26 protein-coding genes, 1 other RNA gene and 1 pseudogene are annotated in these 25,825 nt (G+C 41.5%); 10 read left to right on the forward strand and 18 right to left on the reverse strand.

Features of this window, described 5'->3' with window-relative positions; all coding sequences use genetic code 11:
• Positions 1–190, reverse strand: a pseudogene (locus H6G92_RS07295) (photosystem II q(b) protein); the annotation flags it as partial.
• A gap of 417 nt (positions 191–607) precedes the next feature.
• Between H6G92_RS07295 and H6G92_RS07300 the strand changes: the two are divergent.
• Positions 608–1,336 carry a hypothetical protein gene (locus H6G92_RS07300; RefSeq protein WP_190892321.1) on the forward strand — a complete coding sequence of 243 codons (729 nt, stop codon included), beginning with the start codon at positions 608–610 and terminating at the stop codon, positions 1,334–1,336.
• Between the two features lie 68 nt (positions 1,337–1,404).
• Here the strand turns inward: H6G92_RS07300 and H6G92_RS07305 are convergent, their stop codons facing one another.
• Entirely contained in the window at positions 1,405–2,130 is a 726-nt protein-coding gene (locus H6G92_RS07305) for an MGMT family protein (protein ID WP_242059065.1), read from the reverse strand.
• 75 nt (positions 2,131–2,205) lie between these two features.
• Entirely contained in the window at positions 2,206–2,859 is a 654-nt protein-coding gene (locus H6G92_RS07310; protein ID WP_190892325.1) for a PAP/fibrillin family protein, read from the reverse strand.
• Positions 2,860–2,903: 44 nt separating this feature from the next.
• Here H6G92_RS07310 and H6G92_RS07315 point away from each other — a divergent pair, with 44 nt between their 5' ends.
• Both H6G92_RS07315 and H6G92_RS07320 read left to right on the forward strand, forming a co-directional pair.
• A complete protein-coding gene (locus H6G92_RS07315) occupies positions 2,904–3,113 on the forward strand; it encodes a hypothetical protein (RefSeq protein WP_190892327.1) in 210 nt (69 codons plus the stop codon).
• 508 nt (positions 3,114–3,621) lie between these two features.
• Complete coding sequence (locus H6G92_RS07320) at positions 3,622–3,921, forward strand: hypothetical protein (protein WP_190892329.1); 300 nt, start codon at positions 3,622–3,624, stop codon at positions 3,919–3,921.
• 64 nt (positions 3,922–3,985) lie between these two features.
• Here H6G92_RS07320 and surE read toward each other — a convergent pair whose 3' ends face one another.
• Positions 3,986–4,666, reverse strand: coding sequence for a 5'/3'-nucleotidase SurE (gene surE, locus H6G92_RS07325; RefSeq protein ID WP_190892330.1), 681 nt, complete (start codon positions 4,664–4,666; stop codon positions 3,986–3,988).
• Positions 4,667–5,072: 406 nt separating this feature from the next.
• Between surE and psb32 the strand changes: the two genes are divergently transcribed.
• A complete protein-coding gene (psb32, locus tag H6G92_RS07330) occupies positions 5,073–5,810 on the forward strand; it encodes a photosystem II repair protein Psb32 (RefSeq protein ID WP_190892332.1) in 738 nt (245 codons plus the stop codon).
• A 63-nt stretch (positions 5,811–5,873) separates the two neighbouring features.
• Here the strand turns inward: psb32 and H6G92_RS07335 are convergent, their stop codons facing one another.
• Positions 5,874–6,257: a DUF4346 domain-containing protein gene (locus H6G92_RS07335; RefSeq protein ID WP_190892333.1), complete on the reverse strand. Its 384-nt coding sequence runs from the start codon at positions 6,255–6,257 to the stop codon at positions 5,874–5,876.
• Positions 6,258–6,401: 144 nt separating this feature from the next.
• Between H6G92_RS07335 and H6G92_RS07340 the strand changes: the two genes are divergently transcribed.
• Entirely contained in the window at positions 6,402–6,692 is a 291-nt protein-coding gene (locus tag H6G92_RS07340; RefSeq protein WP_190892335.1) for a tetratricopeptide repeat protein, read from the forward strand.
• Positions 6,693–6,828: 136 nt separating this feature from the next.
• Here H6G92_RS07340 and H6G92_RS07345 read toward each other — a convergent pair whose 3' ends face one another.
• Positions 6,829–8,010: a GNAT family N-acetyltransferase gene (locus H6G92_RS07345; protein ID WP_190892339.1), complete on the reverse strand. Its 1,182-nt coding sequence runs from the start codon at positions 8,008–8,010 to the stop codon at positions 6,829–6,831.
• Positions 8,011–8,103: 93 nt separating this feature from the next.
• Positions 8,104–8,844: a RibD family protein gene (locus tag H6G92_RS07350; RefSeq protein ID WP_190892341.1), complete on the reverse strand. Its 741-nt coding sequence runs from the start codon at positions 8,842–8,844 to the stop codon at positions 8,104–8,106.
• 295 nt (positions 8,845–9,139) lie between these two features.
• On the opposite strand from H6G92_RS07350, the gene H6G92_RS07355 reads away from it, so the two are divergent.
• Positions 9,140–11,272, forward strand: coding sequence for an ATP-binding protein (locus tag H6G92_RS07355; protein WP_190892343.1), 2,133 nt, complete (start codon positions 9,140–9,142; stop codon positions 11,270–11,272).
• A 22-nt stretch (positions 11,273–11,294) separates the two neighbouring features.
• Here H6G92_RS07355 and H6G92_RS07360 read toward each other — a convergent pair whose 3' ends face one another.
• The 6 genes from H6G92_RS07360 to groL form a co-directional block, all read right to left on the reverse strand.
• Entirely contained in the window at positions 11,295–12,353 is a 1,059-nt protein-coding gene (locus tag H6G92_RS07360; RefSeq protein ID WP_190892345.1) for a Gfo/Idh/MocA family protein, read from the reverse strand.
• Positions 12,354–12,455: 102 nt separating this feature from the next.
• Positions 12,456–13,175, reverse strand: a complete 720-nt coding sequence (gene rnc, locus H6G92_RS07365; RefSeq protein WP_190892697.1) for a ribonuclease III — start codon at positions 13,173–13,175, stop codon at positions 12,456–12,458.
• Between the two features lie 265 nt (positions 13,176–13,440).
• Positions 13,441–13,864: RNase P RNA component class A (gene rnpB / locus H6G92_RS07370), an RNA gene on the reverse strand.
• Between the two features lie 45 nt (positions 13,865–13,909).
• Positions 13,910–14,605 carry a hypothetical protein gene (locus H6G92_RS07375; protein WP_190892347.1) on the reverse strand — a complete coding sequence of 232 codons (696 nt, stop codon included), beginning with the start codon at positions 14,603–14,605 and terminating at the stop codon, positions 13,910–13,912.
• Positions 14,606–14,669: 64 nt separating this feature from the next.
• Positions 14,670–15,812: a magnesium/cobalt transporter CorA gene (gene corA / locus H6G92_RS07380; RefSeq protein WP_190892348.1), complete on the reverse strand. Its 1,143-nt coding sequence runs from the start codon at positions 15,810–15,812 to the stop codon at positions 14,670–14,672.
• Between the two features lie 444 nt (positions 15,813–16,256).
• A complete protein-coding gene (gene groL, locus H6G92_RS07385) occupies positions 16,257–17,939 on the reverse strand; it encodes a chaperonin GroEL (protein WP_190892350.1) in 1,683 nt (560 codons plus the stop codon).
• 158 nt (positions 17,940–18,097) lie between these two features.
• Here groL and H6G92_RS07390 point away from each other — a divergent pair, with 158 nt between their 5' ends.
• Entirely contained in the window at positions 18,098–19,180 is a 1,083-nt protein-coding gene (locus H6G92_RS07390) for an MraY family glycosyltransferase (RefSeq protein WP_190892352.1), read from the forward strand.
• Positions 19,181–19,439: 259 nt separating this feature from the next.
• On the opposite strand, the gene fabG is transcribed toward H6G92_RS07390, so the two are convergent.
• The gene (gene fabG, locus H6G92_RS07395; RefSeq protein ID WP_190892354.1) at positions 19,440–20,186 is read right to left on the reverse strand and encodes a 3-oxoacyl-[acyl-carrier-protein] reductase; all 747 of its coding nucleotides are present in this window, start codon (positions 20,184–20,186) and stop codon (positions 19,440–19,442) included.
• Positions 20,187–20,789: 603 nt separating this feature from the next.
• Between fabG and trxA the strand changes: the two genes are divergently transcribed.
• The 3 genes from trxA to H6G92_RS07405 all read left to right on the forward strand — a co-directional run bounded on the left by trxA (position 20,790) and on the right by H6G92_RS07405 (position 21,953).
• On the forward strand, positions 20,790–21,107 hold the full coding sequence (trxA, locus tag H6G92_RS07400; RefSeq protein ID WP_190892356.1) for a thioredoxin: 318 nt from the start codon (positions 20,790–20,792) through the stop codon (positions 21,105–21,107).
• Between the two features lie 214 nt (positions 21,108–21,321).
• The gene (locus H6G92_RS39080) at positions 21,322–21,486 is read left to right on the forward strand and encodes a hypothetical protein (protein ID WP_190971432.1); all 165 of its coding nucleotides are present in this window, start codon (positions 21,322–21,324) and stop codon (positions 21,484–21,486) included.
• Between the two features lie 212 nt (positions 21,487–21,698).
• A complete protein-coding gene (locus H6G92_RS07405) occupies positions 21,699–21,953 on the forward strand; it encodes a hypothetical protein (protein WP_190892358.1) in 255 nt (84 codons plus the stop codon).
• 283 nt (positions 21,954–22,236) lie between these two features.
• On the opposite strand, the gene H6G92_RS07410 is transcribed toward H6G92_RS07405, so the two are convergent.
• From H6G92_RS07410 to H6G92_RS07425, 4 genes are all read right to left on the reverse strand, one after another.
• Complete coding sequence (locus H6G92_RS07410) at positions 22,237–22,995, reverse strand: isoprenyl transferase (RefSeq protein WP_190892361.1); 759 nt, start codon at positions 22,993–22,995, stop codon at positions 22,237–22,239.
• Positions 22,992–23,939: a ferritin-like domain-containing protein gene (locus tag H6G92_RS07415; RefSeq protein ID WP_190892363.1), complete on the reverse strand. Its 948-nt coding sequence runs from the start codon at positions 23,937–23,939 to the stop codon at positions 22,992–22,994. Before H6G92_RS07415 ends, H6G92_RS07410 begins: the two co-directional genes overlap by 4 nt.
• A 205-nt stretch (positions 23,940–24,144) precedes the next feature.
• Positions 24,145–24,303: an element excision factor XisH family protein gene (locus tag H6G92_RS41070; protein WP_190892698.1), complete on the reverse strand. Its 159-nt coding sequence runs from the start codon at positions 24,301–24,303 to the stop codon at positions 24,145–24,147.
• A gap of 71 nt (positions 24,304–24,374) precedes the next feature.
• Positions 24,375–25,631: an alkaline phosphatase PhoX gene (locus H6G92_RS07425; RefSeq protein ID WP_190892366.1), complete on the reverse strand. Its 1,257-nt coding sequence runs from the start codon at positions 25,629–25,631 to the stop codon at positions 24,375–24,377.
• Positions 25,632–25,825 lie beyond the last annotated feature (194 nt).

Raw genomic sequence — 25,825 nt, forward strand, 5'->3', positions numbered from 1 at the left:
GGATTCCATCGATGTCTACTGGAGGTGCAGCGATGAAGGCGATTACGAAGCAAGCTGTGGCGGCTAGCAGGGTGGGGATCATGACTACGCCGAACCAACCGATGTAGATACGGTTGTTGGTGCTGGTAATCCACTCGCAGAATCTATCCCATACGTTGGCGCTTGAGCGCTGTTGTAAGGTTGCTGTCATGGTTTTATAAGTGCGGTTAGTTATTTATGAATCAGGCTCGTTTGTCTTTGCCTGTGAATTCACTTTACAATGCTTTACATTTTTTTATCAAGTTTTATTACTTCAGTAAAGCTGATATCAGTCATGAGTTTTGCTTATTTAAAGGTAAGTAGACGTAGTCCAACCCAGGCTTCTTACCTTTGAGTTATGTGACTCACTCATATTTACAAACCTTAAAAGAAGGCGATCGCTCTCCATTTATCTATATGCGATCGCTTCCAAAATGGCGGAGAATATCACACTCCTGGAAAAAATAATGATCGGGTAATAAATTATTTACTGTTCTATCAAATTAACGTTGTTAAGTTACTCAGCAGGTGTAGTTCTCACCTCCAGGCTGTGTTAAATATTGTGACGCGAAACAGGAGTATAGATACGTTGCAAAAGCTTTCTCCAGAATCTCCTTTATTTATTCTGTTAATTATTATTAGTTTTCTAGTAGTAACTTTGTCAACTTGGCTCTCATCTAAACCATTCGTTTTAAAACCATTTGGGCTTAATGATATTATTCAGTTACTCATTTTACAATTATTTATTTCTTTGTTGCTAGAGCGTTCTTTAGAAGTTTTTATAACTACTTGGCGTAGTTCATTTATCGAGCAATTAGATATTAGTATTCAGCAAGAAAAAGTTCTAATATCTGAGAAAATAAGACTTATGGAAGCCCAACAGAAACAATTACCTTCTTTAGAATCCAATCAAATCAGTGGGCTACCGCCTGAAGGAATGAGTTTAGAAGAGCAAATCATCCAAAATTTTATACAAAACCAACAAGAACCATTAAAAATATTCAAGCCACAAATTAATGATTTGAATGAAAAAGAGCGCCAAAGAGCAGCCTATAAATCTGATACGCGAACAATTGCTCTATGGACATCCCTTTTATTCGGCCTTGTAATGAGCGCAATAGGTATTCGCTCAATCGAGCCACTTGTAGTTATTGATTTAGATAATCCAATTCAAGTAGTTGTTTTCCGTTGTTTAGATGCATTGCTTACAGGAGGTTTAATTGCAGGAGGTAGCGAGGGAATCCATAAGCTCATAAAAGTTTTTCTCGACTTTATGGAAGCTACATCTAAACAAATTAAAAATCAGGGATTATCTTGATAAAACTAAGTATTTTCCTTTCTAAAATGGATGATATGCAAATACCATAAAAACTATATTATTAATATCTATTCTAGATATATAGTCTCATCCTCCCACAAATAATATTTAACATCTACAAAACTTTTGCTTAAATTGCTCAATAAAACCGTCTCAGATAAAACCTGAACTCCTTCAGTTTCCAACTTGCTTTTTTGTTGGCTCACATAAGTTATCAAATAACCTTTAGAGTCTAATATTCTATGTAGCGGAAAATCAGCAGCCGAGGTCTTTTTCAGGTATGCCGGAATAGCTCTTAGATAGCTATTATCTACTCCTATGCCTTTGATTATCTGTTTATATGTAACTACTTTTCCACTGGGAATTTTGATGATAAAATTTAAGAATCGTTCATAAGGGTTCTCAGATAATGCTGAAAATTTATGAGCTTGAATCTGAAAATTAGTTCCAACCTGGATTTTACCTGATTTAATAACTACACCTAAAATTCCTCTTTTACCTTGAATACTTTTTAATGATTCTACCAAGTGGGCTATTCGCTTACAAGGTTCACAGTGAAAAATTAGACGAATTGCTGCACCACTTTCAAAAATTAGTAGAGAGCCAGGGATAAAATTATTAAATTCTATACCTTTAACCACAATATTTTCTCGCAATTCTCCTGCTTTAATTGATAAGTCTAAAATATCTTCGTATCTAACAATTAAAACTTGCCTGGGACTTATAGAATCGGCATTAATATCTCCTTCTATTCCATGACCTACCTTTAAATTTAATGTTTTAAGCTCTACCATCGCAGAACCTGGTTTTACCTTGGCGAAAAGATGTGTTATTGAGAGAGCCATATTCATTCAGCGGCGCGATCAATTTCAAATTGAGGAAATCAATTCAGGTAAATCATTGGATTTACTCAGAATGAATAAACTTCCATCCCCTCCACGTCCAATTCTTAAGGTTTCATCTAAGTAAGTGATGTCTAATGTGGCAGTTCTGTTAGTAAGATTATTAGCTGGTACAACCTTAAATGGATTGAGTTGGGGAGTATTAATACCCACAATCTTCTCAATCGATAGGTAGCGTTTGTCAAAATAGACGTTGATGCGTTTGTTCGGTGGAGGCTCTAAATCCTCTTTGGCTGGTTCGAAGCTAGCTGTCACTTTGACGTATCCCGATACTAAACCCAGAGAATGTTTAACTTTAGCTAGATTGAAAAACAATTTATTTGCAATATCTATCACTTGATAAACTTTACCCAGTTTTAATCCCAATGGAAGAGAAATTAAAGAACGGATTTCTCTCGCAGTGGAGTATTGGAGTTGCCAAGCACCTTCCAGCAAAGAAGTAGTGTAGAGAAGAGGATTGAGATTGGGATTGACGCTCTCCAGTTCTGTTGTCAATTGTTCAATTTCTTCGGCTAAAATTTTGTCTAGCTGCAAATTGGTAATGGGAGAGCCATCGCTCTTAGTTTGAATCTTCTTAAGCTTGGCTTGTAATTTTTCCTTAATTAAAAGTTGATTGTTCAATGGTTGAATATTTTCCTTTAGATATTTTATTGCTTTAGTTAAATATGAAATTAGCCAATGAGTTGTGCGACGGTTATTTGCGTATCGCTTGGCAGAAAGTGGAGAGCAACCAGTTGCTCTCACCCGCCTTGAATACTTTACCAGATTTTAAAACCTTAAGAATTGTGCCTGGATCAGCAATTTTGATCGCGATCGGCACAAACAATAGCTATAAGATTAATGATTCCTACAAGCTCTCCCCAATTTCCACATAACCTTTAATTGTAGACACTACTGAAGTATAAATTGTAAATTGCAATTCCTGACTTGGATAAATGATACTTAGAAAAATGTTTGTTACTAGTGTTTAGTGAATTGTCGAGCCAAATGTTAAACAACAAGGATATAATTACGGGAACTTAATTAGATTAGAATTTTAGTTTAATTAAAAGTATCAAATTTAACCATGCGATTACTTAATATTTGTTAAGTTTTTAGTAAGCGTAACTTTGTATAAATTGAAGCTTATTTTCCTTAACTATATTTTGCAAGGGGTGGCTAATCATTTTGAATATGTAGTGTATGGTCACGAATTCATTAAAAAACCTAATAAATTAGTGACCAATAAGAATTTAAACACAACATTGGGTAGAAGCATCAAAAAACAAAAACATACATATTATCAGAATGACAGTGTTATCTAATCTTTGTACAGAGATTAATTATTTCAATTGGTATTAGGAAGATTACTAAGATGCTCTCTCAAAATTAGGGTGTAAAGAAATGATTTCAGGCGGAGTCGAAGTAAAAATAAATCGCTTAGAATCTATTGTTGAGCAAATTGGGGAAGCAGTACTTTCTACGACTGAGACGATTGAACGTCTTGCAGAAAGGCTGGATAATCTCAGTATTCAAGTCGAAGCACAGGGACAGCAGGTGCAACAGCAAGGCTATCAAATTGTCGCGTTGTGTGATGCTATACAGACTCTTGCAGAATCTCACCATGATTCACTACAAAAACTCAACCAACTGACACAAACTGCAGATCGATTTATGTCCTTAATTCAAGCATTAGATGACTAAAATAATTCGTAATTTGTAATAGCCTAAAAGCTGGTAACAGTTAATTAGTCACTGATAGCTGATGTCAAACCCTTAACTGAGTTACGGCAATATTGCCGGAAAAACATACATCCACATCACTACCAGGAGTGCGATCGCGTTTGCCATATTCGCCCACATAATAAAAATTATCGCCTTCAATTCGATAGTTTACAGGCAAAGGTCTGGTACAGGCTTGGCAAAATACCATATTAGGATCTGGTTCTCCTGGTTGCAGATGCGGCAAGTTTACATTCCAAAAGCTTCCCGGTTCTAGAGGACGCTTGAGTAAGTCCGCTAAAACTTCAGCTGTGAATTTGGCGGCCAGATCCCAATCAAAATCCTGTTTGGCTTTCCGATAGTGGGAAATAGCAATTCCAGGAATACCGTGCATTGCGGCTTCCCGCACAGCAGCCACTGTGCCAGAAATGTAAGCATCGACTCCCAAGTTACCCCCAGCGTTGATACCTGAAAGGACAAATTTGATATTTGCATTAATTTGTGTTATTGCAATTCTCACACAATCTGCGGGAGTGCCTGCGATCGCATACTCAGTCTCAGAACGTCGCTGGAGGTTGATGGCACGAGTGGTGGTAACTTGATGTCCACAGCCAGACTGATGATCAGCCGGAGCAGCGATAATAGCATTTTTGTCGTTTACAGCTTTGAGTAGCGCTCGGATACCGGGGGCATCAATGCCGTCGTCGTTAGTTAAAATTATGGTCATGTATATATTATATTGATATAGCTTTAGCTCAAATTTCCGAAAAATGCAGATATCACCCATCAATGGCTACAGCAGGAAAAGCTACTTGCAGATATGAAAAAATATCCTCGATTATGCCAAAAATATTGATCAGTACGATATGATTTCTAGATGGTTTGCAAATTCCGCCCTAAGCATTTGGGTTAATTCCCAAAATGGGCGGTATTTCTTGTAACTAGCAAGGGTGTTAGCGTCAGGTCAATGCTTGCACCCGCCCTCAGAACAAGTTTGTACAATCAAAAAATCCCGTACAATATCTATCTGTTGGCAGTAGCAGAAATTTCATACTGGAGAAAATCGGCAACGAGGTGATTTTTGCAGTGTTTCTGTAGTATTTTGGGTGCAAGTCTGTCTTAGAGATCACACGATGAAACAGCTCCTCAAACAAGTATTTAGCAGTCAAAAACACCTCATCCGGCTAATTCTACCTTTGGTGACGGTTATTTTAGCAGCCTCGCTGTTTGCCGCACCTGCTTTAGCCACAGGGGTGTATCAATTACCCAGTCTCACAGCAGGGAATGACACCTGGGTTTTGGATCAAGGTGAAGTTATCAGCCGTCTGAATGAAGGTAAGATTAGCAGTGCCTTCGAGGATTTGGCAAAGCAAACAGATAAGGAAGTCAGAATTGTTACTGTTCGCCGCCTCGACTACGGTGAAACGCCGGAAAGCTTCACCAAAGAACTGTTTAAAAAATGGTTTCCTACAAAAGAAGCCCAAGCTAATCAAACTTTATTGGTTCTTGATACGGTTACCAATGGTACTGCCATTATTACTGGAGATCAAGTTAAGCCTTTGCTCACTGACTCTATTGCCGAGAGTGTAGCTACTGAAACAGTAAGTGTCCCGTTGCGTAATGGTAACAAATATAACCAAGCTTTTCTAGATGCAAGCGATCGCCTTGTCGCCGTCCTCTCTGGCAAAGCCGATCCAGGACCACCCCAAATCACTGACAATGTACAGGTAGAAGGCACCTTCAAGAAAGCAGGAGAAACAGACCAAGGTAATGCTACTGCTTGGGTAGTAGGATTGTTAATTGCCGCCACCGTTATCCCAATGGCGACTTACTACATCTATCAGATAAATCAGCCATCATCTGATGGGTAATGGGAGAGTTATGAGTGGAGTTAGGAGTTAGGAATTTCAACTCCTAACTTTTCACTTTTAACTTTAATCCTGAACATACTCTTGCTCTGTGACTAAAGCAACCTCAGCCCGAACAAATTCTCGACCCAAATAAGCTGCATGATTTAATTGAGTTACAGGAGGGGGCTGAGTTTCTTCAAAAATCTTCACGGAAAGTTCTTTCGCTGTCCTCCCGCTAAAAACTGTTGTATGAGTTCGTTCTACCTTTTCTCGCGCCGGAATTACCTTTCCTGTTTCTGGATCGACTGCTAAACCACGCTCATCAATCACATTTGTAAAATGCTTGGCATAAATTAACCCTGCATTTCGATCCAAGTAAATAATGAAATACCCGCCAGGATCAAGGTCAATGTGACGCTGGGAAAGTTTATCATCAACTGCGGCTAAATTTTCAACTATTAAATCCATAAGCATTATAAAAAGTAATTTTCTTTCTTGAGGGTTTTTACACTCTATATCAAGTGTAATTCCTATCTTCCTTAGTATTCTTGATATCTTTCAGATATTTTTGATTCCTGTAGTCCAAGCAGTCAAGGACAAAATTCAGGAACTATGACGAGTGCACAAGAATTTTTCCGAAGTGGGTGTAAATTGGCTAAACAAGGTCAGTCTCAAGAAGCAATTGGTGAATACACGCGAGCAATCGAGCTTGATCCTAACTATGCCGAGGCTTATTTTTATAGAGGTAATACTCTGGCTTTAGAAGGACAACCACAAAAGGGAATTGAAGATTTCCAGAAAGCTGCTGCTATTTTCACTTCAAGAGGAGAATCAGAAAGGGCACAGGCAGTACACCAACACGAAGAAATTATTCGGCGAGGCATTCAAGAAGGTGAATTTTAGCGAATGGTAGCAGAAATATCGTCTTGATCGCCAACAGTTTAATTTCAGAATTTTGAAAATAAGGAAAATTTGCATCTGTTTGCCGAGTAAAGCTTAATTATTCGGCAAACTATGCTACGAAAGTAGTTCCTTATCCTCAAGCATTTTTCTCACTAAATGGCAAGTCTGCATTAATTGCCTCAATCTCCTGCTGTTCGAGTTGATTTACTTCCTTAATATAGGGACGTAAAATTTGTCCTAAACGATTATTGTAAAAACGGTGCAAACTATGATTGGGCACAGCAGGGAAACCGCGCCGTTTTTTGTGTCTCCCACCCGCGCCAGGGTCAAAAATTTGGATTCCGTTAGCGATCGCCCACTCAATTGGCGCATAATAGCAAGCATCAAAATGTAAGCAATCTATTTCTTGAAAACTCCCCCAATACCGTCCATAGAGTTTGTCACCTTTAAACAAACAAAAGGACATTCCTAAAGGATGAGAGCTATCTTCCTCGCTGTATGCAGCAAAAAACAAGACTCGATGGCGATAATCGGTGTATAGCTGCTCAAAAAACCGCTGTGTGAGATACTTGCTACCCCACCAGCCAAACTTATCACAGGTGTCAGCATAGAACTGGTACATCAAAGGAAATGAAGAGTAGGGAATTTGATCACCACTTAGCGGTTGCAATCGTAAACCAGCTTTTTCCACAGCTTTGCGTTCCCGCTTGATATTGCGACGCTGATTGGCATTGAAAACTTTCAAGTAGTCATCAAAAGTTTTAAAACCAGCATTTTCCCAGACGTAGCTGTGGTGCAGCCATGTTGTAAAACCATGCCGTTCCAGCATCGGACGCCATTGGGGATCAACATAGAGAAAATGACACCCAGAAATTCGATTTTTAGAGCAAAAAGTGTCAATTTCATGCACCATTATCGCTGTGATTTCATCTTCATCTTCTCCTGGAGCAATTAAGAATCGATAGCCTTCAGCAGGAGTAAAGGGTGTCATTCCCAGCAATTTTGGGTAATACTGGACTCCGATGCGATCGGCTAACTCTGCCCATTGGTGATCAAAAACAAATTCACCAGAACTATGTCCTTTAAGATAAAGTGGCGCAGCGGCAATCAGCGTTCTATCTCGCCATAATGTCAAGTGATTTGGCAACCAACCAGTTTTAGCCGTAGCACTATGGGAGGTTTCGATATTATTTAGCCACTCCCATTCTAAAAACGGCGTTTTGAGTGGCATTGCCAAAGCATTCCAGGCATTTTGGGGTACTTCAGCAATTTTATTTGTCCAAACGACAGAATAGCGAGGCTTAAGTTGTTCCACCATCGTGTGGTTTTTTTAGGGAGTCAGGATAAGAAAGATAAGGAGGACAAGAGGAATAATCAATGCCCAATGCCCAATAACTTTACTTAGCGTAATCTAATCTGCTGGTCGTTGCAGGCGATAGTGCAAAAACACTTCTTGTTCAACAGTATGAACTTCTAAAAGTTGCAACTTAGGAGCTAAATTGGGTAAAAATCCTTTCCCATCTACGGGTGTGGGTGCAGTATTACCACCTAAAATCAGTGGACAGACAGTCAGCCATAATTCATCAATTAAATCTAATCCCAGTAAGGAAGCGACTAATTCACCTCCACCCAATACTACCAAGCGTGTTATATGTAGAGTGGCTAGATGCTTCAAAGCTGCGGAAATGTCAATTTCTCGCGTTGATGTTTCAAAAACCAGAATCTGCTCAAATTCTGGAGAGCAATCCTTTGCTCCGGTTTCCAGAGTCGAGGGAAGCGTCTGTAAGCGTCCTTTCCATGAAAGTGCTCCCGCTGTTGTCGTGAGTAACCACCGTCTAACTGGTTGCTTAAAAAAGTTAATTTCCGGATTGAGGTTTGCAGAGTGTGTAGTCACTATATGAACTGGCTGCGGAGGCTTTCCTCCTTGCGCCCGGAGTTGCACTAGAGTTGGATCTGTTACGGTAAGTGTTGTTCCGTAGGCACCCAGAGTACCAGCACCGAATAAAACGGCATCAGAGGCAGCGATTTGTTTTTCTAAATGTGCTTTATCAACCCTTGAGCCAAACCGAGCAGGCGATCGCCTAAAATCTGCTATTTTACCATCTGCACTCATTGCTAAAACAACTGTAGTATGAGGACGATGTTGCAACATTAAATTGATTTGATAGTTGGAATATTTTCTTTGCTCGTGTGTAGATTCTCAAAAAAAATCGATGCCTGCAAGCTACTATTTTACAATTTCACCACTGTATTTATATGCAACACAAATCGCTTCTAAATCTAGCATATATGAGTTTTGGTATACCACGTTTCTTTTTGAATTATAGCAATTTGTTATTTTTAAACATTGAAAATAAAATTCTGATAATTTAATAAAATGTCTCATCTAGCTCGTCTAATTACATATCTTTGCTGTTGTGGTTTGCAGATGCAAAGTGAGACACTCGATGACTAATTCCCGTCAATCTTCCTTTCGTCGAATTTTAGTAACGAGAATACTGCTTCTGTTCGTTCCAGTTTTACTTATAGGCGAGATTGTTGCCTTGAATAAGGCACGTTCTAGCATATTAGGAACTGCGCGTCAAAATTTAAAAGAAAGCGCCATCAGTAAAGGGCAGAGAATTGGAGATGCGATCGCTATCTTAAAAGCTAATTTACTGGTTGTAAGTAAAACAACGGTTATTCCGTCTTCGCCTATACAAGAGCAAGAAATTCTCACGCAGTTAAGGCAACAACTTCCAGCCAGTATTGAATGCATCCAATTAACGAATCTCCTAAATCAGAAAATAATTGCCAGTAGTTGTGGGGATCAAGCAATTGGAGAATTGACATTACCTTTGTCTAGTGACGGAATTGATATCAAAGCAATCTTTCCGCCAAAGGTAGGGGTGACTGGAAAAAGAAACACACAAAATCAACTCCAATTAGTGTTATCTGCACCAGTTTCTGATAGCCGAAAAAATTTAGTTTACAGCTTAAGTATTCAGTCTGCATTATACCAACAAACCAGAAATCCGCCGGGATCGCTCACAGGGGCTATGGTAGTGATTGCTGAGGATGGCACAATTTTGGCACACCCATTCACAAACTGGGTGGGAACTAATATCAATCAGCACCCAAATGCTTCCCAACTCAAGAGCATAATTAAAAATGCAATTGCGGGACGGAATGATTCAATAAATTTATCTTTTCCAGAGGGTAACGAATTAGTAGCTGGCTATACGGCTATTGCAAACCCACTTAGCCAACAGCAGCAGCAAAAATGGATAGTCTTAGCTGTTACTAGTGTTGATAATGCGCTTTTTGGTTTAGAGGAAATCAAACTAATCCTCATCGTTTTGACAGTTGGTTTGATTGGTGCAAGTTTGTTAGCATCACTATATTTAGCTCCTTACTTGGCACGTCCTGTAGAAGAATTGCGAGACTATGCTCTCAATATTCACTCTCACCACGCCGCACAACCAGTGCCGCACAATTTTCAAATCCGGGAATTCAATCAACTAGCTCAAGCATTAGACCAAATGGTAGAACGGCTCAAAGCTGGGGCAGAAGAATTGGAAATAGCTTGGAAAGAAGCAAAAACCGCTAACCAAATTAAAAGCCAGTTTTTGGCTACGACTTCCCATGAATTGAGAAACCCATTAAATATTATTATTAACTGTATTCGCTTGGTTGAAGATGGCTTATGTGATGACCGGGAAGAGGAAATGGAGTTCCTTAAACGTGCTGATGAAACAACAATTCACTTGCTAGGTATTATTAATGATTTACTAGACATTTCTAAAATCGAAGCAGGTAAGCTTTCAGTCGTCACCACACCTATTGACCTCCGACAAATATTGTTAGAGGTAATTAATTTACAATCAGTTAATGTTCAACAAAAAGGCTTGCAGTTGAAATGTGAGTTAGCTCCTGAACAGATACCAATTAAGGCAGACGCAGCAAAACTTAAACAGGTGCTGATTAATGTTATTGGCAACGCCACCAAGTTCACCGACACAGGAAGCATCACCATTGCTACAGAAATTCAATATATCAATGGGAAATCTCAGGTGGTGGTGATAGTCAAAGATACAGGTATAGGAATTGATCCAACTCAACAGCACAAGCTTTTTCGCCCCTTTGTGATGGTGAATGGTACAACTACGCGCCAGTTTGAAGGTACTGGACTGGGATTAGCAATTTCACGAAACTTAATCGAACTCATGGGAGGCAGCATTACTCTTGAGAGTGTGGGACTTTATCAAGGTACGACACTGAAGATTACCTTACCTTTGATTGATATCTCGCTGTTACCTGTTCCAAAAAAAGAAGAAAATGTAGTGGAAGGGAATCTTGGATTTTCCTCTGGAAACGAGGAGGCAAAAGCAAGCCACTACCCAAGCCTAGAGGAATCTGGAGCAAGTCCCTCTTTGGGGATCAACAAATCTGTAAAAGCAGGGGTAGATAAAGAGAAGACCTCGAAGTTCCAGTTACTGCTTGGGAACGAGACTTACGAGATTAGTCTTTCGTCGCAGCAAACTATCTTGGTAAGTCTTCCAAAAGGAGGAGTTTGTGCGAATGGGACTTTCAAGAGGTAATTTAGTTAAAAGTCGACATTCTTCATCCTTGACGCTCATTCACAAAAACAGGTTTGCCGCCTTGCTGAAGAGATACTGTTAAACCAGCAAGAATTTCTACTAACTCAGTGCCTACCCAGCCAGACGAAACCTCTGAGGGAGTATTGTTGAGAACAGAGACAACAAAGCAGGAGCAAACCCGCTCTAATGGTTCACCTGTTTCTAATTCCAGCACTATCTGCTTTTGATTTATAGGAATAAATTGATTGCCCTGTTGTTCAAACTCACCATGTAGCAGGGTTAGAGATGATGATAGTGACATTTCATCAAAAATTAAGCTGCCAAGGCTGCCCACAATCCCCAGGCGTCTCTGTTTATCGGGATTCAGCCAGCACAAGTGAATATAAGCTTGAAAGCCATCTGGATATGTTAGTGTCAGCCATACTAGGTCAGCTAAACCTTGAGATGGGGAGTGGATCAGTTCCCTACTTCCCTGTTCTTGTAGCCAGACTGTACCCGTTGCCTGTACTTTCACAGGAATCTGACCCAGCCAAGTGTTAAAAATAGCAATATCGTGAATAGCTAAGTCCCATAGCGCATCAACATCTTGCCGGACAGGCCCCAAATGGGTGCGGGTGGCGTAGCCGTAGCGTAAATCACCTAATTTTCCAGCTTGTACTACAGCTTTCCCTTGCTCAACTGCTGGGTGAAATAAATAAGTATGATCTACCATGAGTATTAAATGATGCTGCTCTGCTAAATAGCAAAGTTCTCGACATTCTCCTGGGTCGAGAGTTAAGGGTTTTTCAGCTAAAACATGATATCCCTGTTGCAGAGAGTCTTTAATTAAAGCATAGTGGGTGGTAGCTGGAGTTGCGATCGCCACCGCTGTCAACCCTGGCACTTTTTTTAAGTCTTCCCACTGCGTTGTCAAAATTACATCTGCGTCTAAATTAAACTGCTGCTTGACCGCCGCTAATCTTTCTGGATGGGGATCTACTACAGCAACTACATTTACTTGGGGATGTGCTAAGAAATTCCGTAACAGATGCACTCCCCAACGCCCAATTCCGATAACAGCAATTTTAATTTGGTTTGTCATTAGTCATTAGTCATTAGTCATTAGTCATTAGTATGCAAGGGACTAGGGACAAATGACCACTGACGACCAACTGATTATCCGTTTATCAGCCGTATTTTTGCTTCAGGGGTTTTCCTGACTAGGGATTGCTAAAAAAGCTACCTTAGCTGCGGCTTGTTCAGCAGTTTTTATCGAGCGTCCCTTACCTTCTCCTAGCTTGTTTCCGTGCAGCCACACTTCAGCTAGGAAACGTTCTTGATTGCGGTGCGGTTGGCTGACTTCCACAACCCGATACTCTGGTAAAACTTTAAATTGTGCCTGAGTCCATTCTTGGAGAGCAGCTTTGTAATTAAGTCTGGCAGGATCGAGGCGAATTTCTGTCGTTAGTTGTTGGAAGTGGGGATCTAGCCAAGAGCGGATTAGTTCCAGATTTTGAGTGCTTAAGTAAAGCGCACCCAGAACTGCTTCAAAAGCATCTGCCAGTCGTGACTCTTGACCAACTTTATCAGCGGTAGCACTGCCAGCAACTAGTAAGTATAACTCCAAACCATAAACTCTGGCCAATTGGGCAAGAATGCGATCGCTCACTAACACCGAACGAATTGCCGCAAAATCCCCTACTGGACAATCGGGATAATTTTCCCATAACACAACAGCTGACACTAGGCGCACCACTGCATCGCCAACAAACTCTAGCTGTTCATAATTTGCCGAATCAGAGACAGTGGGATGAGTTAGCGCTAAATCTAGCAGCTCCCACTTTATAGGTGCTTCTAGGGATAAACCAAATTTTTGGACTAAACTTTCGAGTTGCCGCTGACGGCGTGGATAGGCAAGGGGCATTACATAACAAGGGGAAGGGGGCATGGGGAGCAGGAGGAGTAGGGGGAGCTAATAACTCTTGACTCCTAACTCCTAACTTCTAATACCAATTCAATTAATAATTGCAACACATCCTTGGGTAAAGACGCGATGAATCGCATCTCTACAAATGGTCTATTTGTCGCATTCTTTTTTCAAATTGGTATAACTTCTAACTTCTAAACTCAGCACTTAGCACGGGCTAAACGCCCCGCTATCGCTAACAGCACTCAGCACTAAAAAAGGGGGAGAGAGCAGGACATAAGCCGGGTTCTGTTCTCTTGCGAGGGCAGTTATCTATCTGGGACGCCTGTTACCAGACGCCTCAAGCGGCTCTCATTGAGCGGAACTGGTAAAAGACCAACCGTAGTTCCTATCGCCTTGCTCCCAACCGGGGTTTACCGAGCCAGCACCTCTCGATACTGCTGGTGCGCTCTTACCGCACCTTTGCACCCTTACCAGATCAATTAAAAATGTAAAATTAAAAATTAAAAATTACTCATTTTAGATTTTTAATTTTTAATTTTTAATTGATCTGGCGGTATCTTTCTGTGGCACTATCCTCACGATCGCTCGCACTGGACGTTATCCAGCAAGTTTGGTCTTTCGGGAGTCCGGACTTTCCTCAAACCAGTAACTATGACTGATCTGCAACCGCCTGCGCCTACTCTCTCCTTAGATCCAGTTTACTGTTGACGTAGCATGTTGACATGGCATTACTTTTTTTTATTCCAAGGTAGAGCGTAAGTCCAAGGTAGTTTCCTAATTGTGAAAGGACAATTGATAATACTAATGGGAGGAAAATCACGACCTGGGGCTAGACCTAAACGCACCTCAGATATCCGTAGCACCAGTTGTAGGGAAAAGTCCAACTCCTTTCTTCTGTTAATAAAGTCGTTGTACAACTTTTTTTGCCCTTTTTGTAGCCCATTGATATCAATTAGTGGTTTTTTTGCTGAATAGGTTCCAGCGACTTGATCGCGCTCGAAAACATCTTCTGCTGTCACCGTTTCAGATAGTGTTTTTTTGGGAGCAATTAGGCTAGGACTTTGGGGTACTGCTAAGTCGCGGGTTAAGTCTGGTGATTTCCGAATTACGCGGCGCGATTGCTTACTATGTTCAACTACTAGAGAACTATTGTCCCAGTCAACGTATACAGCAACATTATCAGATTTATTTTCAATGCTAATTCCTAAATCTTTCAGATCGTCAATTGGGTATGAAGATTTGAGTTTAAAGGAAATCCCAATTTTATCGTCGAGATTTTGTTCTTTGAGTTGTTCGTCAACGATTCCTTTCTTAAACTCGAACTTAATTTGATCATCTATGGATTCAACCATGCGGTTAAAAACGTAGGAAATACCGATAATATAAATCGTCAAAACTACTAAATTCTGGTCGCTACTCCTCATAACTCAGAATCTTAACTCCCGGTGCTAATGAATATATATTTGACCCATCGTCCATCTACAATCTTTAATTACGCTTGATTGTTACAGAATTTTGTAGCCAGCCCCGTCGCCAAAAAAAGAATAGCAAACCAAGTGCGATCGCTCCCATCACTGCCAAGCAAATTGGGTAGCCCCAATACCAATTCAATTCAGGCATATTATATGGCGATTTTTCAGTATTGAAATTCATACCATATATTCCTGCAACAAAAGTTAGTGGGATAAAAATTGATGAAACCACCGTTAGCACCTTCATGATTTCATTCATTTTATTGCTCACTGCCGAAAGGTACACATCCATTAATCCAGATGCTAGTTCTCGGTAAGTTTCTACCATGTCCATCACTTGCACTGTATGGTCATAACAATCTCGCAGGTAGATTCGTACCTCTTCGCCAATCAGTTCGCTACCATCTCGAATTAAAGAATTAATTGCATCTCGCTGCGGCCAGATAGCACGACGCAGTTGCAGTAATTCTCGCCTAATTTTATAAATATTTTGTAGTGTTTGTGGGGTGGGTTTAACTATTACTTCCTCCTCTAACTCTTCGATTCGCTCCCCATAAAGCTCCAGCACTGGGAAAAAGCCATCAATAATTGCATCTAACACAGCGTAAGCTAAATAATCCGCTCCTTGTTTACGGATGATTCCTTTGTTTTTTTCAATTCGCGATCGCACCGCTTCAAAGCAATCATGTTCTGGTTCTTCTTGTACTGTCAGCAAATATTTTTTCCCTAATATCAAACTCACTTGTTCGCTGTAAAAACCACAAGTTCTTTCTTTTGGTACTACCATGCGAGCAATGAATAGCAATTGGTCTTCATAATCCTCTGTTTTAGGACGCTCCGGTACATTGACTATATCTTCTAAAACTAGAGGATGTAACTCAAAAACGTTACCCAACCGTTGTAATATGTCTTCACTGCCTAAGCCTTGTACGTCTACCCAAGAAATTGATTCGCTATCAAGATATGGGATACATTCTTCTGGAGTTACTATTTGTTTGCGGATGAAATTAGTTTGATTATAGTCAATCAAGAAAATTATCGGTGCTGGAGCATCTGCATCAATAAAAATGGTTCCAGGTACAGTCCCTGGTTGATGATAAAACTCATCTTCATATAGCTTGGTGATTATTTTAGGAAGGTGACGCAGTTTTCGTACCATGCAATATTACCTAATAGTTACTAGTCATTTGTCATTAATCATTAGTAAAAATAATTGACTAGTGACTAATAACCTTTTACACATAATTTTACAAAAATTAATACAAATACGGCAATTTCTAGATTGAGCAATTATTTAGGTTTCTAACTTGGTCATCAGCATTTTGTTGGTAGTCAGATGTACTTACAACTAAGCACTGAAAAGTTTCATAATTACAGCTATCTTCAGATAAATAGGATTGCGTCGTAAAGGCACAGCATTGCTGTGCCCCGACAATACGTGTGGTTTAAATAGATGAAAACTGCTATAAGTTTGTTTACGTTCAGTGAGTTACCAGCAATACAGATAACATATTGCTTCTGAATCAGCAATGGTCAGTATAAAAAAACAGTTTGCCTTGGCAAGACAAACTGCTTAAAAAATATTTATCTGGGTGAGCAGAAGTTAGAACATGCCCATGCCGCCCATGCCACCCATACCGCCCATACCGCCCATGCCGCCCATACCGCCCATACCGCCCATATCAGGGGCAGCAGCGGCGGATTTCTTCTCCGGCTTTTCAACAACGATCGCTTCGGTGGTTAAGACCAAACCAGCAATGGAACCAGCGTTTTGCAAAGCTGAACGCACGACTTTGGCAGGGTCGATAATCCCGGCAGCGATCAAGTCTTCAAATTCTCCGGTAGCAGCGTTGTAGCCAATGTTGAAGTCGCTATCTCGGACTCTAGAGACGATAACAGAACCTTCAGCACCAGCATTATCTGCTATTTGACGCAAGGGAGCTTCTAGCGCTCGTTGGACTATATCAGCCCCAATTTTTTCTTCTTCGTTTTCTAAGCTGTTTTTAATCGCTTCTACCGTCTTAGCTAAGTGAATTAAGGTCGTTCCACCACCAGGAACAATACCTTCTTCCACAGCGGCTTTAGTAGCGTTCAGCGCGTCTTCAATCCGCAGTTTACGGTCTTTGAGTTCGGTTTCGGTTGCCGCACCCACTTTAATTACTGCTACACCGCCAGCGAGTTTAGCGATGCGTTCTTGCAGTTTTTCTTGATCGTACTCAGAATCGGTTTCTTCCAACTGCCTGCGAATTTGACTAATCCGCTTTTGTACCTCTGGCTTGGTGACACTGCCAGCTACAATGGTGGTGCTTTCTTTGTCAATAGTGATTTTGCGAGCAGTTCCCAGCGCTTCTAGAGAAGCGGTATCCAAGCTTAAGCCAATTTCTTCAGAAATCAACTGTCCATCGGTGAGAATAGCAATATCTTCTAACAAAGCTTTGCGGCGATCGCCAAATCCAGGCGCTTTGATTGCAGCCACAGCAAGTACACCCCGCGCTTTGTTCACTACCAAAGTTGCCAAAGCATCACCTTCGACATCTTCAGCGATGATCAGCAAGGGCTGACCAGAACGGGCGACTTTTTCCAACACTGGTACTAAATCTTGGATGCTGCTAATTTTTTTGTCAGTAACCAAGATGCGGGCGTTTTCAAATTCGACAATTTGCCGCTCGTTGTTGGTGACGAAGTAGGGTGAAATGTAACCCCTGTCAATCTGCATCCCCTCAACTACTTCTAGTTCAGTGGTTAGGGATTTAGATTCTTCAACGGTAATGACACCATCTTTGGTGACTTTTTCCATTGCTTGGGCTAACATTTGGCCAACTTCTTCATCGTTACCAGCAGAGACAGTGGCAACTTGAGCGATCGCACTTCCTTCTACTGGCTTGGCTACCCTGGCAATTTCTTTTACCAGTGCCTCAATAGTTTTGTCGATCCCGCGTCTCAAGCTAACCGGGTTACTACCTGCCGCGACGTTCTTCAAACCTTCCCGAATCAAGGCCTGTGCTAAAACTGTGGCAGTGGTTGTACCATCCCCAGCGACATCTTTAGTTTTTGAGGCCACTTCCTGGATGAGTCTTGCACCAGTATTTTCCAAAGGATCTTCTAATTCAATTTCCTTGGCAACAGTGATACCATCGTTGACAATTTGAGGTGCGCCAAATTTTTTCTCTAAAAGGACATTGCGACCTTTGGGCCCCAAGGTGATTTTTACGGCATCGGCAAGGGCGTTAACACCCCTTTCTAGAGCTCGCCGCGATTCCTCGTCAAATGCAATAATTTTCGCCATGTTTTATTTCTCTAGCGCTTCCATTAGACAATTTAGCACTCACAGGGCAAGAGTGCTAATCTTCCAAGCGGCTCAAGTTACAAATGGAAATAAAAAAAATTGATTAATATACAGGTGATGCTCATATTAGATACAGGCAGTAATGCTTGAATTGGGAGATGAATCTAGACAACTCCCTTAAGTTCCTTGGTATTGCCGACCCTAGCGGCACCGGCTGGTTGGCAGTAGTATTTACGTTTCTCTTGGCTTGGCTTGTAACATGGCGTTTAATTCCAACAGTACGCAAATTCGCCTTGCGGGTAGGTTGGGCAGACCAACCCAACGCACGACGGCTCAATCGAGAGCCTTTGCCCAATGCAGGGGGGCTGGCTATCTACGCAGGTGTAATTGCCGCGCTGGTATTAGCTAGCCTTTTACGACCTATCGAACTGCAAAACGTACTGGCTCAGGTGCTCACTATTCTGTTGGGGGGTTCGATATTAGTCCTTGTGGGCTTTATCGACGATCAGTTCGGCTTACCGCCCTCTGTTCGATTGTGGGCGCAAATTGTTACGGCACTGTTGCTAGTAGCTAATGGCATTAGTGTCCAAGTTATGTTTGGTACCCCCATTGACTCGCTCCTGTCCATGTCGCTAACCGTGCTATGGGTGGTAGGAATTACCAACGCCATCAACTTGATGGATGGTATGGATGGCTTGGCAGGAGGAATCAGCTTTATTACCGCCATGAGTTTGTTGGGGGTTGCAGCCCAATTTAACAATCGTGCAGCGGCAATCTTGGTACTTGCAGCCTTGGGGGGTGCAGCACTAGGCTTTTTGCGCCATAACTTCCATCCATCACGGATTATTATGGGTGATGCCGGAGCATACTTTTTTGGCTATGTGCTGGCAGCAACTAGTATTTTAGGAAAACTGCAACAAAACACAGTTTATGCGCTAATTCCCACGGTTTTATTTCTGTTGTTACCCGTGCTAGACACCACTCAAGTATTTGTGCGGCGGCTACTAGCAGGAAACAACCCTCTCAGTACTCCAGGGAAAGATCACCTGCACCACCGCTTACTTGCTTGGGGACTCTCCCAGCGCCATGCTGCGTTCACGCTTTGGTCAATTACCTTAGTTTTCAACTTGCTGGCAATGAGAATACAAGGCATGAGTTTGGCTGTGATGCTGGCTACCGCCAGTAGCATTATCCTTCTTTTGGGTTTTACTGTTTGGCAAAGGATACGCCAACAGCCTTAGTTGCTTGTAGGGTGAGCATTGAAATGCTAGCCCTACTATGGATTATTCTCTGTATGGCAGCGATATTTATGACGGGCTATTCGGTCATACACAGTTGTGCCTTGATCTAATTTTAGATTTTAAATTTTGGATTTTAGATTGAAAATTCAATTGCCCTGAGTTCGCGCAGGTGCACTTTGCTTGTGTCGTTGCAACTTCAGTCGCCAGATAAAATCGGTGCGTTACACCGAAGGCTAACGCACGCTACGAAAATTACTATTTAGGCCATCACCATGCCGCCATCGACGTTAAAGACTTGTCCAGTTATGTAGTTGGCGGCGGGATCGGCAGCGAGGAAACGCACCATACCAGCGACTTCTTCGGGCTGACCGAAGCGACCGAGGGGGATGTATTTCAGAATATCTTCGGGGTTGTTGAGATCGCTGGTCATGTCGGTGGTGATGAATCCAGGCGCGACGGCGTTAACGGTGATACCGCGTGTAGCTAGTTCTTTGGCAACGCTTTTGGTGAATCCGATTACACCTGCTTTGGCGGCGCTGTAATTAGACTGACCTGGGTTGCCCATTTGCCCAGCAACGGAGGTAATGTTGATAATCCGTCCCGATCGCTGCTTCAGCATGATTTTACTTACGGCGCGTGTACATAAGAAAACACCAGTTAAATTAAGGTCTATTACAGCTTGCCAATCTTCTGGCTTCAAACGCAAAAGCAGTGTGTCGCGCGTAATACCTGCGTTATTGACCAAAATATCCACGCGGCTAAACTTTTCCATGACGGCGTTAACTAGTGCGTCTACTTGATCACTTTTAGAAACGTCAGCCTGGATAGCGATCGCCTGACCTCCCGCATTTGTAATTTCTGTAACAACTGCCTCAGCAGCTGCACTCGAACTGGCATAATTGACAACTGCGATCGCTCCCTGTGTGGCTAATTCAACTGCGATCGCTCGGCCAATTCCTCGTGATGCACCTGTGACAATTGCGACTTTATCTTGTAATAGTGTCATTTAATGTTCCTCAATCTTAGAAATACCGCGCTAATTATCTTAGGGTGATTTCGGGAACATCTGAATATTGTCTCGATCAAATATCTATAGTTATTTCTCTGTTATCTGTTATGTAGATGAATAACTTGAAGCAATACAAGTAAATCGGCGTAAATAATTGTTTGTCGCGGGGATAAGGCAAGAGGCAATAGTTATAAGGGTTAAAACCCTTGTTCATTTTTCTTCATATAGTTTGATTTTATTGTGCCAACTTACTTATTGTTGATTTAATTTATAGCTGGGATGCCGAGTAGCCTGTCGTCATCGCCCGACTGGATAGACTAGGAAGTGTTGCAGCTACAACCGTCGTAGACATTACTTTCGTGAATGCTCTGTATAGTTAGTTATTTGATTGGTCAGCATAAGTTTAAATACATATCTAATGCATATACACAAACGAGAATAATATACATATTTTATTATAATTATTTAAGATTTTTTGCTTGTAAATCAATCTACATTGACTAATCTAATCCTTTCCCAACAAAAACCCATAAACCTATACCGATTTTATTTTCTAAGAATTACTATTGAAACAAACAATTGAAAATCGGTGTCTGTCACATGGCAACTAAAAAGCAATTTAACAGCTTTGAAGAGATGCTGTCTGCTTCTGATGTACCTGTATTAGTAGATTTTTACGCTGACTGGTGTGGCCCATGCCAAATGATGGTGCCAATTTTAGAGCAAGTCAATGCCCAACTCAAGGATCGCCTAAGAATTGTCAAAATTGACACTGAAAAATACACTGACTTAGCCACGCAGTATAAAATTGCTTCTCTCCCAACCTTAGTACTGTTTAAGCAGGGTCAGCCTGTGGATCGGATAGAGGGAGTGATGCAAGCACCGCAGCTGGTTCAATATCTACAAACAAAGATTTAATACCATTAATAATTTGGATTTTAGCTGCCAGAGGCGCGAAAGATCGCGTCTTTTTTAGTGGGGCCCACAGCTAGCTGTAGCCCTACAAATCACCGAGTAAAATCTTAAGTAAATGTTAAGCATATCTACTTATACGTCTAGCGAAAGTAGTTTAGAAATTGAGACGGCTATATTGTATAGATATAACAAAATATCTTGACAAGCAAAGCAATCTATGAATAATAAGCAGGAAAGACCTGACAAATCCTATATTTGGGTAAATATTGATTTTGATAAAGTTCAACATAGAATAAATGCGGTGACTTGCCAGATTGAGCGGGTTATACAAAAGCACCAACTTTCAAATCAAACTAGTAAATCAGGCAAAAGAAATAATTAGGTTATCTGTAGGGTGATGCCTACGATGGGCTTAGGGTTATTCACTTTGTTTTTAGTGTAGCGATTGATTGCACTAGTTTTGGACAACAGATTTTGGACAAAGCAACTATATTTTTGTAAAACACCAATATTATTCGATAATCGTCCACCGAATTTCTACTTATTTATTAGTAATTATTTTATCCTCGACACTCCTAAAAAGGAGTGTTGTTTTTGGGAGGATATCTGCTTGCTAATTATGCTGTGAAAGGGTGTGAAGAAATGATGGGATGGCTATTTGGAAGTCTTGTTAAACAATTTGAGGGTGCAGCTAAGGAGGTTGTAAGAGAGAGTAGTAAAGAAATAGCTGACTTGTTTGATGACAAACTTTACCCTTTAGCCGACAAGCTTGATTATATAGCTCAAGAAAGCATTAATCCAAACTCATTGAACCGACGCTGCCAAACCAAGGCAGCAAAAAGTTCTTGAGGAGAATAGGATTTCGCAATTGATTGGATTTTGCCTAAATCAAGCATCACATTGACAGTAAGTAATATTTTTAACAAAACATTTGTAACTACCCTTGCAGTTTATTTACCCAGTGGCTGCTATTCTTATAGTTACTTCGGTCTGTCATAGCAGATAGATTATCCTCAATAATGTTTTAATTTATGAGCGCTCATATACCATCGTGGTAATGTGGGTGCTTTTACTTTATCCCTCATGGCAAAAATCCGGTTTAGTTTTGAGGCGATGTCTGGTGTTTAGTAAATTAAGCTGATACTGAAGCTTTAACTTGACCAAAACGGCGATCGCGTCTTTGGTAGCTCAACAAAGCCTGATGAAATGCCTCTCTATTAAAATCTGGCCAAAGAATATTGGTGAAATACATTTCTGTATAGGCCATCTGCCACAGGAGAAAATTACTCAATCGCATCTCACCACTGGTACGAATCAGCAAATCGGGTTCTGGAGTATCTGCTGTATAGAGATGTTGTTCTACAAGATTTTCATTGACTTCTTGGGGACTAAGTTCGCCCTGTTGCACGAGTTGAGCTACTTGACGACAAACTCTGGTAATTTCGTTGCGGCTACCGTAGTTGACTGCAACAGTAAAGTGGATTGCTTGATTGTTCAACGTCTCCGCCATTGAACGTTCCATTTCTGTCTGTAGAGACTTGGGTAAAGCCGATAAATCTCCAATAAACGAGATTCGTACTCCTTCACGATGCATCTGAGCCAACTCGCGGTGTAGTAATCGCTCAAACAAATGCATCAGAAAATCCACTTCTTCAACGGGACGCTGCCAATTTTCTGTTGAGAAAGCATAGGCTGTCAACGCTTTAACTCCCCAATCCTTGCAGCAACGCAATAGTTCTTTGAGCGTCTTTGCTCCTTGGCGATGTCCAGCAATGCGCGGTAATCCTCGACTGGTTGCCCATCGTCCGTTACCATCCATGATGACGGCGATATGTTGGGGGATTTTTTGAAGGTTTAAATCGGTGGGTAATTTTGATTTGTTATTTATCATTTGTCGTTTGTCTTTATTTCAAATAAATCTTGCAAATACTCTGGTGTGAGAGTGTTGTTCCAACTCCACAGATGATGCATTGTGTAGGTGAAGGTGAAGAGGAGAGTTGTTTTGTTGGTTAATGACCAAGCATTCCAGTTAAGGGTAGCCATCATGCGGCGGAGAGTACGTAAGAGGTTATTACGCTGATAGTTTGGCGATCGCGTTTTGATCAGCGTGCGTCCAACTCGCATCAACCCAGTATCAGGAAAAGCCCAGACTCCAAACCCCCAGAATTTGGTCATGTGGTTGATTTCATCTTGTGCTAGTTCCTCTAGAACATCCTGGAGTGCGCCAGTGGTGTGAGCCATCAACCAAATATAAAGACAGGTTGCACCGTATTCTGTAGCAATACGGTGTAAACCGTGGCGATATAAGTCTTCGTAAGCGTCATCTGTAGGAAGATAGCTTCTAACAGTCCGAAGTTTTGGAGTAATTTTCTCACCTGTTAATTGGGTGTAGATTTTGATTAATGCAGGTGTGTGCTGACGTTCTTCCTTTTCCCACAAACCAAGTTCCAGCAGTTCGCCATCTTCACCGATTGTTCCACCAACAAACCGAGCCATCTGAGGATGCAATTTTTCTAAATACTGGCGACTGGTTTGGGTATAGCCGCGAATGGGGGCTTCTGTGTCCATTGCACCTATCAAGATAGATAAAAATACCTCTGCATCTAAGCCGATAATTTGATTGCGGTTAATCGTTTGCCAATCAATGGGTTTCCAGGGACGCGGTTGGGGATTGGCAAACTGTATCGGTAAATCTTCCAGACGGTTATGTAGTTTTTCGACTGTAATATATTTGTTTATGAGTGAACCAATGCGGCGCTGTGTTTGCAAGTAATGAGGACTGGGATAGCTTTGATCTGCTAAGTCTTCTGCTATTGGGCTATGTGCATTAAGCATTTTTTTATACTTAAATCTTTATCTCTATGCCCAATAGCCTAAGCGATCGCACTATTGTTTGTCAGTCGGCTGAAGTCGGCAATTTTATGTGATGTAGTTGCAAAAGTCGGGGAAAAAGTCTTTAGTGTCGTTGTAGTAACCTGCAATTATAAATGCCTAAATCTACAATCAAGGTATTTTCAAACCAGGATTAACTGACTCTTAATCAGCAACGCCAGACATACTGTCCCAATACTTTTTCTAAATCTTTTATGTCAGACTGTCTGACAAAGCTTTTCACTTCAACAACAATTCTTTGAAATCCATTCTCGGCACTGATAAGGCGTTCTGCTCCCAAATCAGTCGATAAACTCTTTTTCCCGATTTGAAGTCACGATAAGAGCCTAGCCAGGGCGATCGCTCTCTCCCCTGACTAGGCTGAAACAGGACGTAGCGTTACCAGGGCCCCCAGATAGCAAAGGTTATTCCTGGACTCTGTACGTTGACAAACATCGTCTGACCATCGGGAGAGAAACAGACACCGGCGAACTCTGATGTGTTGAGGGCATTCTTAGCAAACTTATAAAGACTGCCACTGGGAGTAATGCCCAGAATGTAATCCGTTCCATCCCCATCTTCACAGAGGAAGATGTCCCGGTTGGGGAAAACCACAAGATTGTCTGGATTGTCTAGCACACCAGAATTGTTGGGTTCAATATAGAGTTCAACGGTATTATTAGCGGGCGAATAACGCCAAATCTGCCCATTTCCAGAACTACTACCACTCTTGCAAGTGAAGTAGACATAACCACCGCCATAAAAGATGCCTTCCCCACCTGAAAACCTGGCGGCACCACTGTTATACCCTGCTGTTCTGACAGTATCAGATGTGGGATCAGGATTGCTAATCTGTACCCAGTTCACCGCCCTAGCCGTATTTTTTGGGAAACCCGTAGCTGTGTTGATTCCAGACGACCCCGTAATCCTTAAAGCGTATAGCGTGCCGCCAGCACTCAGGTTGTTGCTTTGGTTGGGAATGAAGCGGTAGAAAAGCCCATCGCTCCGGTCTTCCGTCATGTAGATATACCCTGTGTTGGGGTCTACAGCAGCAGCTTCGTGATTAAAACGCCCCATAGCGGTTAGTGGGACGGGGGTGACAAAAGTATTTGCACTACTAGGAACTTCAAACACATAACCATGCTTCTTGCCGTTATTGGTTTCAAAAGTTTCCTCGCAGGTTAACCATGACCCTGAAGGCGTAGGGCCACCGGCACAGTTGCGAATAGTTCCCGCTAGGACTCCCCGATGGCTTACCAGGTTGCGGGAAGAATTAACAACCAATTTAGTACAACCGCCCCTTGCATTTGAGTTGTACTTGTTGCCACTGGGAGCGCCCACACCGTTGCCAGAAGTACCGAGTTCATGATTGCGAATTAGAATTGTATCGCCATTAGATCCGGCAAAAGCACCCATACCATCGTGACCACCCGGTACTAGGTAACCATCATTCATCGTTTGGCCTGTTTCGGACAGTCTGCGGTAAGTGAATCCAGCTGGCAAATCTAATACTCCGTTGGGGTCGGTCACTAAATTGCCGTAGGGGCCCGCAGCGATCGCAGGTTTAGCATAGAATGCTTGCAAAGGAGATAGAAGGACAGCACCTGTAGCAGATGCCCCTGCCAGGGTAAAAAACTGACGTCTCGATAGATTCAATGTATACTCCCTGATATTTTGGATGAGGCTTAATTTTTTTTTGCAAATAGCTAGCCTCAATTATCTAGGAAGAGTAAGTTTTTCAAATTAATAAGAGGTTAAAAAAAGATTATTCAATGCATTGAAGTAATACAAATTTATAAACTTATTTCCTTAATGTTTTTTCTTCGGCAAGCAATTATTCGTATGTAATA

This window comes from Nostoc foliaceum FACHB-393 (genome assembly GCF_014698505.1).
Lineage (GTDB): Bacteria > Cyanobacteriota > Cyanobacteriia > Cyanobacteriales > Nostocaceae > Nostoc > Nostoc foliaceum_A.

Coding starts and splice junctions, on each gene's coding strand:
- H6G92_RS07305 (WP_242059065.1), bottom strand. CDS start 2,130: ATGGTAGAGCTTAAAACATTAAATTTAAAGGTAGGTCATGGAATAGAA.
- H6G92_RS07315 (WP_190892327.1), top strand. CDS start 2,904: ATGAAATTAGCCAATGAGTTGTGCGACGGTTATTTGCGTATCGCTTGG.
- H6G92_RS07320 (WP_190892329.1), top strand. CDS start 3,622: ATGATTTCAGGCGGAGTCGAAGTAAAAATAAATCGCTTAGAATCTATT.
- surE (WP_190892330.1), bottom strand. CDS start 4,666: ATGACCATAATTTTAACTAACGACGACGGCATTGATGCCCCCGGTATC.
- psb32 (WP_190892332.1), top strand. CDS start 5,073: ATGAAACAGCTCCTCAAACAAGTATTTAGCAGTCAAAAACACCTCATC.
- H6G92_RS07335 (WP_190892333.1), bottom strand. CDS start 6,257: ATGGATTTAATAGTTGAAAATTTAGCCGCAGTTGATGATAAACTTTCC.
- H6G92_RS07340 (WP_190892335.1), top strand. CDS start 6,402: ATGACGAGTGCACAAGAATTTTTCCGAAGTGGGTGTAAATTGGCTAAA.
- H6G92_RS07345 (WP_190892339.1), bottom strand. CDS start 8,010: ATGGTGGAACAACTTAAGCCTCGCTATTCTGTCGTTTGGACAAATAAA.
- H6G92_RS07350 (WP_190892341.1), bottom strand. CDS start 8,844: ATGTTGCAACATCGTCCTCATACTACAGTTGTTTTAGCAATGAGTGCA.
- H6G92_RS07355 (WP_190892343.1), top strand. CDS start 9,140: ATGACTAATTCCCGTCAATCTTCCTTTCGTCGAATTTTAGTAACGAGA.
- H6G92_RS07360 (WP_190892345.1), bottom strand. CDS start 12,353: ATGACAAACCAAATTAAAATTGCTGTTATCGGAATTGGGCGTTGGGGA.
- rnc (WP_190892697.1), bottom strand. CDS start 13,175: ATGCCCCTTGCCTATCCACGCCGTCAGCGGCAACTCGAAAGTTTAGTC.
- H6G92_RS07375 (WP_190892347.1), bottom strand. CDS start 14,605: ATGAGGAGTAGCGACCAGAATTTAGTAGTTTTGACGATTTATATTATC.
- corA (WP_190892348.1), bottom strand. CDS start 15,812: ATGGTACGAAAACTGCGTCACCTTCCTAAAATAATCACCAAGCTATAT.
- groL (WP_190892350.1), bottom strand. CDS start 17,939: ATGGCGAAAATTATTGCATTTGACGAGGAATCGCGGCGAGCTCTAGAA.
- H6G92_RS07390 (WP_190892352.1), top strand. CDS start 18,098: ATGAATCTAGACAACTCCCTTAAGTTCCTTGGTATTGCCGACCCTAGC.
- fabG (WP_190892354.1), bottom strand. CDS start 20,186: ATGACACTATTACAAGATAAAGTCGCAATTGTCACAGGTGCATCACGA.
- trxA (WP_190892356.1), top strand. CDS start 20,790: ATGGCAACTAAAAAGCAATTTAACAGCTTTGAAGAGATGCTGTCTGCT.
- H6G92_RS39080 (WP_190971432.1), top strand. CDS start 21,322: ATGAATAATAAGCAGGAAAGACCTGACAAATCCTATATTTGGGTAAAT.
- H6G92_RS07410 (WP_190892361.1), bottom strand. CDS start 22,995: ATGATAAATAACAAATCAAAATTACCCACCGATTTAAACCTTCAAAAA.
- H6G92_RS07415 (WP_190892363.1), bottom strand. CDS start 23,939: ATGCTTAATGCACATAGCCCAATAGCAGAAGACTTAGCAGATCAAAGC.